Origin of the sequence: Amycolatopsis sp. NPDC058278 (genome assembly GCF_042881395.1) — a bacterium.
GTDB lineage: Bacteria > Actinomycetota > Actinomycetes > Mycobacteriales > Pseudonocardiaceae > Amycolatopsis.
The window spans coordinates 1-7,925 of record NZ_JBHVXZ010000218.1; the positions used below are offsets into that span (position 1 = coordinate 1).

Annotated in this window: 6 protein-coding genes and 1 pseudogene; 1 reads left to right on the forward strand and 6 read right to left on the reverse strand. The window is 73.2% G+C overall.

All coding sequences use genetic code 11. The annotated features are described in order from the left end of the window. Positions 1-10 precede the first annotated feature (10 nt). Together ACFVYA_RS48540 and ACFVYA_RS48545 are read right to left on the reverse strand one after the other, a co-directional pair. On the reverse strand, positions 11-1,303 hold the full coding sequence (locus tag ACFVYA_RS48540; RefSeq protein WP_387055273.1) for an extracellular solute-binding protein: 1,293 nt from the start codon (positions 1,301-1,303) through the stop codon (positions 11-13). A gap of 211 nt (positions 1,304-1,514) precedes the next feature. Further along, positions 1,515-2,711 (reverse strand): Gfo/Idh/MocA family protein, encoded by a 1,197-nt coding sequence (locus ACFVYA_RS48545; protein ID WP_387055275.1) that lies wholly within the window; start codon positions 2,709-2,711, stop codon positions 1,515-1,517. 298 nt (positions 2,712-3,009) lie between these two features. Between ACFVYA_RS48545 and ACFVYA_RS48550 the strand changes: the two genes are divergently transcribed. After that, positions 3,010-3,993, forward strand: coding sequence for a LacI family DNA-binding transcriptional regulator (locus tag ACFVYA_RS48550; protein ID WP_387055277.1), 984 nt, complete (start codon positions 3,010-3,012; stop codon positions 3,991-3,993). Here ACFVYA_RS48550 and ACFVYA_RS48555 read toward each other — a convergent pair. The 4 genes and pseudogenes from ACFVYA_RS48555 to ACFVYA_RS48570 form a co-directional block, all read right to left on the reverse strand. Then, positions 3,990-5,234 carry an FAD-binding protein gene (locus ACFVYA_RS48555; protein WP_387055279.1) on the reverse strand — a complete coding sequence of 415 codons (1,245 nt, stop codon included), beginning with the start codon at positions 5,232-5,234 and terminating at the stop codon, positions 3,990-3,992. The two genes, ACFVYA_RS48550 and ACFVYA_RS48555, sit on opposite strands and share 4 nt — an antisense overlap. Positions 5,235-5,267: 33 nt before the next feature. Then, entirely contained in the window at positions 5,268-6,383 is a 1,116-nt protein-coding gene (locus ACFVYA_RS48560) for a serine hydrolase domain-containing protein (RefSeq protein ID WP_387055281.1), read from the reverse strand. Positions 6,384-6,418: 35 nt separating this feature from the next. Continuing rightward, positions 6,419-7,477: an Lrp/AsnC family transcriptional regulator gene (locus ACFVYA_RS48565; RefSeq protein ID WP_387055283.1), complete on the reverse strand. Its 1,059-nt coding sequence runs from the start codon at positions 7,475-7,477 to the stop codon at positions 6,419-6,421. 51 nt (positions 7,478-7,528) lie between these two features. Beyond that, positions 7,529-7,925 (reverse strand): annotated as a pseudogene (locus ACFVYA_RS48570) (hypothetical protein); the annotation flags it as partial.

The following is a 7,925-nucleotide window of genomic DNA, read 5'->3' on the forward strand; positions in this document are numbered from 1 at the left end:
TCGTCATGGGCTAGGACAGTCCCTTCTGGGCTTCGGTCATGAACCGGTTGACCGCGTCGTCGATGCTCATCCGGCCGAAGGCGACTTCTTCGTACGTGCGCTGCAGCAGCTTCTGGATCGCCCCGGCGCCCTTCGGCGGCACCGGCGGCGCGGCCCCGAGCTTCGGTTCGAGCGCGGCTTCGTAGTCGTAGAGCGTCTTGTCGTTGCCGGACGCGCCGGCCGCCAGCTGCGCGCGGACCTTGAGGTTCGGCGCGAGGCCGCGGTCGGTGCCGACGATCTTGCCGACCTCGGGGTCGTTGACGAGGAAGTCGACGAGCTTCGCCGCCGCCTCCTGCTGCTGGCTGCGCGCGGACACGGCCAGGAACATCGACGGCCGCCGGTACTGCCCGGTGTCGCCGTTCGCGCCGCTCGGGTACGGCGCCACGTTCAGCGGCTTGCCGTTGGCCTTCTGGTACGCCGGCAGCAGGTTGTCGTAGGCGAACTCCGAGCTGGTCAGCTTCTTGCCCAGCGGGGCCTGCTCGGGCGAGGTGTTGTAGGACGCCGTGACGTCGGCGGGCGACGCGGCCTTGGTGTCGCGGAACTTGCTCGCCAGCTGCCAGTAGCGGCGCAGGTCGTCGCCGGTGAAGCCGAGCTTGCCCTCGGGGGTGTAGAACTGCTTGCCCTGCTGGCGCAGCCAGATCTCCAGCGTGGTGTCGAGGATGCCGAAGTCGGTCACCCCGCGTGCCGAGCCCGCCGAGCTCACCTTCTGGGCTGCCTCGGCGTACTGGTCCCAGGTCAGGCCCTTCGCCGGGTCGGCGCCGGCCGTCGTGAACGCAGCCGGGTCGTAGATCATCGCCGGGGTGTTCTGCGCCCACGGCACGGCGTAGCGCTTGCCCTGGTAGACGCCGGTGGCCGCCAGCTCCGGGTTGATGTCGGCGAGCGAGATCGCCTTGCCCGCGCCGGAGTTGAGGTCGGCCAGGACGTTGCGGCCGCCGTATTCGGCCAGGTAGCGGCTGTCGACGTTCAGCACGTCCGGCGGCTTGCCCCCGGCCGTCTGCGTCGCCAGCTTCTCCCAGTAGGCCGCGTACGCCGAGAACGACGTCTGCACCTTGATGTTCGGGTTCTTCTGCTGGAAGAGCTCGACGGCCTTCTTCGTCAGGTTCGCCCGCCCTTCGCTGCCCCACCAGACGAAATTGATGGTCACGTCGCCGCCGCCACCGGAGTCCGAGCCGCAGGCGGCCACCCCGGTCAGCAGCAGCGGGACCACCACGGCCAGCGCGGCGACCCGCCGTCCCTTGGTTCTACGCTCAGTTGTCCGCCCCATCGAACTCTCCGTCCTCAGCCGGTCAGCACTTTTCTGAAAACGCTGTCAGCGCGCTCACGGTAGGCAGTGCGCCACACCGGTGTCAACGCCCAATTCAGAACAATAGCCCTTGTGCAGCAACGCTTTCAGCATTCAGAGGGCAGCGCGAGAAAGCGCTTACCGGAACCGGGTCGATGACCGGGCCGTCAGCGCGAGGAGCACCGGTGAGCCGCTAGCCGGTGCGTTCGGCGGCCGCGCCGCCTGCCGGTCGCCGCGCGGCACTCGCCCACGGGACGCCGATCTCGGAGAACAGGGCCAGCCGGTCCGCGGCGACGGCGACCTCTTCGCCGATCCCGCGCACGACCGGGTGCCGGCTCGCCCCTTCACCGACGGTGCGGATCCAGCCCGCCGGGATCCGCGACGGCGACGGTGCGTCCCGCACCGCTTCGACCACCGAGGCGAACGCCCGGGTCCCGGCCAGCGGCGCGAGCAGCGGCACGCCGTCCGGGTCGAGGTGGTGGGCGATCAGGTTGCGCAGCAGGTCGGCCGGTTCGCCGAGGTGGAACCGCTCGTCGTCGATCTCGAGGCGGTGGCTCTTGTACCAGAACTTCGCGCGCCCGCGTTCGCCGTGCACCACGACGTAGGGCTCGTGGTCCTGCTCGGCGCACAGCGAAGCGGCGACGACGATCTCGGGTCCGTCGCCGAACCGGATCCGCAGGCACGCGGTGTCGTCGGCCTCGATGTCGCGGGTGCCGTAGAGCTCGAGGGCGATCTCCGCCGGGTCGCGCCCGGCGACCCCGCCGACCAGCAGCGCGGTGGCCACCGCGTGGGAGAACGGGTTGGTCAGTGCGCCGTCGACGACGGCCTCGCCGTCGAGCCAGCGGCGCCCGGCCCACGGGTTGCGGCGGTAGTAGGCGTCGGTGCGGATCCACGCCCCGGCCGCGCCGACACCGGTCACTTCGCCGAGCCGGCCGGCCGCGATCGCCGCCCGGAGGACGGGCAGCACCGGGGAGCCGAAGCTCTGGAACCCGGTCTGGCAGGCCGCGCCGGTCTCCGCGGCCAGCCGCGACAGCGTGGTGAAGCCGTCGAGGTCGAGCACCGGCGGGGTCTCCAGCAGCAGGTCACTGCCCGCCCGCAGCACCGCGGCGCCGGTCTGGACGTGCGCGTGCGGCGGGGTGGCGACCACGGTGATGTCGGGGCGGCAGCGGCGGAGCAGGTCGTCGACACCCGGGTGCGCGGTGCCGCCCGGTGGCAGCAGCGCGCCGGCGGCGGCCGACGGCGGCCGGATGTCGGCCATGCCGGCGAACCGGACCAGGCCTTCGTCGTGCAGGATCCGCGCACGGTGCAGGTAGCTGAAGGCGTAGCCGGACGTGCCGACGACCGCCAGCCTCGGCGGGTCCGCCACGGTGCGGCTCCGGCTCCCCGACATGGGTCTCCGATCGGCGGGACCCGGTGCGGGCCGCGCGGAACTGACGAATGGGTCAGGCTCTGGGAGAAACTTCCGGTCGCCACCGTAGGGTGTGCCCGACAAACGTGTCAATCATCAGGGCGGCCGCGTCGAAATCATCGATGCCTCAATACTCCGAACGGCCGCGTGCGTTTCGAGATAGCGCTTACTGGAATAGACCACTTCAGGTGGCAACGCACCGCAGCAGGTTTGCAGGATTTGTTGACAACGCTCTCAGCCGTTTCCATGATGTTGCGGGGGAGCCTGCCGAGGAGTTGCCTTGACCGTGACGATCCACGACGTCGCCCGCCGGGCCAACGTGTCGATCTCGACCGTGTCGCGGGCGTTCACATCCCCGGACCTGGTCCGGCAGCAGACCCGTACCCGGGTGCTGGCCGCCGCGCACGAGCTGGGGTACCACGCGGCCGGCGCGCCGCAGCCGGGGCCCGCGGCCCGCACCGGGCACATCGGGATCGTGGTCTCCGACCTGGGCAACCCGTTCTTCACCGGCGTGCTCAACGGCGTGCAGGCCCGCGCCCGGCAGGACGACATCGCGGTGCTGTTCGCCAACAGCGACGAGGACCCGGCGACCGAGCAGAACCTCGTGCGGCGGATGGCCAAGCAGGTCGACGGTGTCGTGCTGTGCAGCCCGAGCATGACCGACGACCAGCTGCGCGCGCTCGCCGGGCAGACCACCCTGGTGCTGCTCAACCGCGAGGTGCCCGGCATCCCGTCGATCGTGATGGACGCCGCGGACGGGATGCGCCAGGCCATCGAGCACCTGGCCGCGCTGGGCCACCGCCGCTGCGCCTACCTGGGCGGGCCGCGGGCGTCGTGGGCGAACCGGGCCCGCAAGCAGGGCCTGGCGGAGACCGCGCAGAAGCACGGCACGGACGTGGTCGAGTTCGGCCCGTTCCCGCCGGTGTTCGAGGGCGGCCTGCAGGGCGCGGACCTGGCGCTGGCCGCGGACGTGACGGCGATCGTCGCCTACAACGACCTGGTCGCCTTCGGCGCGCTGGCGCGCCTGAACGCCCGCGGGGTGCCGGTGCCGGACGAGGTCAGCCTGGTGGGCTTCGACGACTTGGTCTTCGCGGCGATCTCGGCACCCCCGCTGACGACGATCGCGATGCCGACGGAGGCGGCGGGCCGCGCGGCGGTGACCATCCTGCTGGGCCTGCTCGACGGCGAGGCCGACGAGCACACGACGCAGGTGCTGGACACCCACCTCATCGTCCGCGCCACCACGGCGCCGCCGTCGGGCTAGCTCCCGAAGACGTTGCGGTTCAGGAACGGGTTGCGGAACTTGCCCTGCGGATCCAGGCTTTCCGCCAGCGCCCGGAACTCGGCCAGCCGCGGGTACTCCCCCGGAACGCCGTGGAAGAGCTTGCCCCAGTGCGGACGGGCGCCGAACGGGGCCAGGCGCTCCTCGATGACCGGCAGCACCGCCTCGACCTCCGGCTGCCGCGGTTGCCACGTGAAGTGCAGGGCCACCCGGTCACCGCCGTGGCCGGGGCTCAGCCACAGGTCGTCGCCCGCGATGGCGCGGATTTCCGAGACCAGCAGCAGTGGCGCGACGAGGTCGCCGATCTCGCGGACCGCGCGGATCGCGGCGGCGGCAGCGCTGTAGGGCACGAAGTACTCCGACTGCAGCTCGTCCCCGACGCTCGGCGTGAACGCCAGCGCGAAGTGCGGGAGCCGCTCGTGCCACGGGCCCGGCACCCCTTGCTGGGGGGTGCAGTTGTCCGCCGGGATGCCGGCGGCGTGCGCCGGGTGGCGCGGACCGCCGGCGGGCACCGCGCCGAACAGGCCGGCGCGCTCGGTGAAGTCGCCGACGCGGCTCTTGATCCACACCTGGTCGATCGCGTCGTTCGCCCAGTTCGTGAACATGCTGACGCTGTAACCGGCGTCTTCGATCTCGTCGAAATGCTCGTAGGCGGCTTCCCACGGCAGGTCGTCGAAGACGTCTTGGCGGACGTCGAACGCCGGCACCACGTCGAGGGTCAGCCGGGTGACGACGCCGAACGCGCCGAGCCCGACGACCAGGCCGGGGAACTCGGCGTCGGCGCGGGTGAACGTCCGCAGCTCACCGCCGGCGGTGACCAGTTCGATGCCGGAGACGGCCGCGGCGAGGCCCGGCTGCCGCCGCCCGGACCCGTGGGTGCCGGTCGCGACGCTGCCCGCCACCGTGATGTGCGGCAGCGACGCCAGGTTCGGCAGGGCGAACCCGGCGTCGTGCAGCTGCCGCGCGAAGTCGCCGTAGCGTGCCGACCCGCCGACCGTCACGGTGCCGTCGCCGAGCTCGACTCCCGCGTCGAGGGCGCGCAGGTCCAGCAGGAGCCCGCCCGGGGAGTCGGCGATGTCGTTGAAGCAGTGCCGGCTCCCGAGGGCTTTGACGTGCGTGGCGGCCGTGACGGCGGCCCGCACCTCGTCGACGGTCCGCGGGGTGGTCACCGCGTCCGCGCCGTAAGTGAGGTTTCCGGCCCAGTTCGACTCGCCCACCCGCATGTCCTTCCGCGTGCCCGATCTTCGCCTGGAACCCTACGCGGCCGCCGCGTGCCAGAAGTCCCGCATCCAGCGCGGCGGCACGGGGTTGTCCTCGCCGACCTGGGTGAGCAGGACGGCCACCGTGCCGGTGGCCGGGACGACGTGTGCGGTGGTGCCAGTGCCGCCGACCCAGCCGTACCGGCCCGGGACGTGCCAGGGCTCGGTGACGGCGATGTCCACCGCACCACCCATCCCCCACCCCTGACCTTCGAGGAAGAGCGCGCCGACCTCGCGGTGCGCCGCGGTGGTGTGGTCGGTGGTCATCAGCCGGACGGCCTCGGGTGTGAGCACGCCGGCGCCGCCGGCCAGCAGCATGCGGCCGAACGCGACCCAGTCGCCCGCCGTCCCGGCGAGGCCGCCGTTGCCGAGCGGCAGCGCCGGCATCGTGCGCCACTGGCCGTCCGGCGGATCGGCGAGCACCAGCCCGCCGGCGGCCTTCTTGTAGAAGGCGGTGGACCGGCCGGGGGCGGCCACGAAGCCGGTGTCGGTCATGCCCAGCGGGGCGAAGATCCGTTCGGCGAGGAACTCGGGGAAGGACTGTCCGGACGCGCGGGCGACGAGCAGGCCCTGGATCGTGGAACAGGTGTCGTACAGCCAGGCTTCCCCGGGCTGGTGGACGAGGGGGACCCGGGCGAGCCGCGCGAGCCAGACGTCGGGCTCGGGGAAGCTCTGCACCTCCCGGCCGTCGCCTTGCACGGGGAACAGCGCCTGCACGGCCGGGAGCGTGAAGTCCGACGGGAAGCCCCAGCCGGCCTGGCCGGTGAGGACGTCGAACACCGTGATCGGCCGCTTCGCCGGGACGACGTCGTCGAGCGCGCCCGACGGCGTCCGCACGACCTTCGGCTCGGCCAGCTCGGGCAACCAGCGGCCGATGGGGTCGTCGAGGGCGACCCGGCCGTCGTCCACCAGCACCAGCACGGCGGCCGCGGTGATCGGCTTGGTGATGGACGCGAACCGGAACAGCGTGTCTTCGGCCATCGGGCGGCTGCCCTCGACGTCGACCGAGCCGGCGATCACGAGCTCCCGCCGGCCGCCCCGGTCCACGATCGCCACCGCCCCGGGCAGCGTGCCGTCGTCGACGTAGCGGTGCAGGGTCTCGCGCAGGTTCATGGTCCTCCCCCGGGGCCGGTCCGGCCGACGATACTTCAGCGGGCCGGGATGATCGCCTGGTGCGGCCCGCCGAGGCCGTGCGGGCTGAGCAGCCGGCCCATCCGCTTCGGCATCCGCAGCGTGATCGCGCGGTCGAGGACCCGCGCACCGGGGGCGGCTTCCGCCAGCCGCGTCTCGTAGGCCGTGCAGTCGGCCGGCACCCGCAGCCACGCCGACACGACGAGGTTGCCCTCCCCCACCACCGCCGCGGAGAGCCGGGTCTCGGGCAGCTGCGCGATCGCCGCGCCGGCGCCGTCGAGCTCGGTCGCGGGGGCGTCGAGGCGGTAGCCCGCGATCACCGGCCAGCCGGCCGGGACGTGCGCGAGGTCGCACCGGAAGTCGAGTTCGTGGTTGCGCAGCATCCGCGCCAGCGTGCGCCGCACCGCCGACTCGCTCATCCCGCAGTCGCGGGCCAGCACCGCGTAGCTGCGGCGCCCGTCCTCGCCGAGCGACTCCACCAGCGCGCGCAGGTCCCGGTCGTTCCACTGCTGCGGCACGACCAGCCGGGCCTGCACCGCGGTGTCGTCCAGCACCGCCCGCTGTTCGGGGGCGAGCGCGTCCACCAGCCAGCCGCTGCCCTCGCGGTAGACGCGCGTCGCGACGGCGAAGCGGACCTCCCGCACCCCGGCCAAGGTGCCGATGCGGCCGGTGACCAGCGCGTCCAGCGCGTCGAGGTCGCGGGCGGCCAGGCCGAGGAACAGCGCGAACCGGCTGGTCGTGCGCTCGACGCTGAACACCGACGGCCAGCCGCACAGCTCGCGGGTCAGGGCGCTCAGCGCGTCCGGGCGGCACGCGAGGTCGACGTAGCCGACCGTGGTCGTCGGCGGGGTGGAGTAGGCGGTGAGCCAGGCCAGCCCGGCGGCCTGCAGCCGCTCCCAGCGGCGCGCCGCCGTCGTCGCGTCGGTGCCGACGGCGGCGGCGATGCGCGTCCACGGCGCTCGCGGGTCGCGCTGCAGCGCCTCCACCAGGGCGAGGTCCGGCGCGCTCAGCCCCGGGCGCGCCGCTTCCGGCGGCGCACCGGGCGAAGCGGGCATGGCGCATTGTGACCTGGTCATGATCGGCTGCCAAGGGGCCCGCCGGACGCTGCCGCCGGGCCCCTCGCCGTGCTACCGGCGCCGCAGCCGCGGCACCGCGGCCGCGCCCGCCGCCAGCACGAGGACACCGCCGAGCACGAACGGCAGCACCGGCACGTCGCCGGGGTCCACCGCGGGCACCGCGCGTTCGCGGCCGCCGTAGCCGCCGCCCGCGCCGTCACGGTCGTAGGCCGAGCCGGGCAGCTTGTCCGCGTACCGCGCGTGCAACGCGGTGCGGTAGTCCTCGAGCGACACCTTCGTGCCCGCGGCCAGGCCGGTGACCGAGCCGTCCAGGACCGTCACGGCGTCGCCGTGCACCGCGTACCAGGCGTTGACCTGCGGCTCGTGCAGGAGGTAGCCGCCGCCGGCGGCCTGGGCGTACTGCCGCTCGTAGTCGCCGGACGCGACGTTGACGACGGTCCAGGCCCTG

Bases quoted from the DNA above. Each gene is read 5' to 3' on its own strand.
- ACFVYA_RS48540 (WP_387055273.1), bottom strand. From the start codon at position 1,303: ATGGGGCGGACAACTGAGCGTAGAACCAAGGGACGGCGGGTCGCCGCG.
- ACFVYA_RS48545 (WP_387055275.1), bottom strand. From the start codon at position 2,711: ATGTCGGGGAGCCGGAGCCGCACCGTGGCGGACCCGCCGAGGCTGGCG.
- ACFVYA_RS48555 (WP_387055279.1), bottom strand. From the start codon at position 5,234: ATGCGGGTGGGCGAGTCGAACTGGGCCGGAAACCTCACTTACGGCGCG.
- ACFVYA_RS48560 (WP_387055281.1), bottom strand. From the start codon at position 6,383: ATGAACCTGCGCGAGACCCTGCACCGCTACGTCGACGACGGCACGCTG.
- ACFVYA_RS48565 (WP_387055283.1), bottom strand. From the start codon at position 7,477: ATGACCAGGTCACAATGCGCCATGCCCGCTTCGCCCGGTGCGCCGCCG.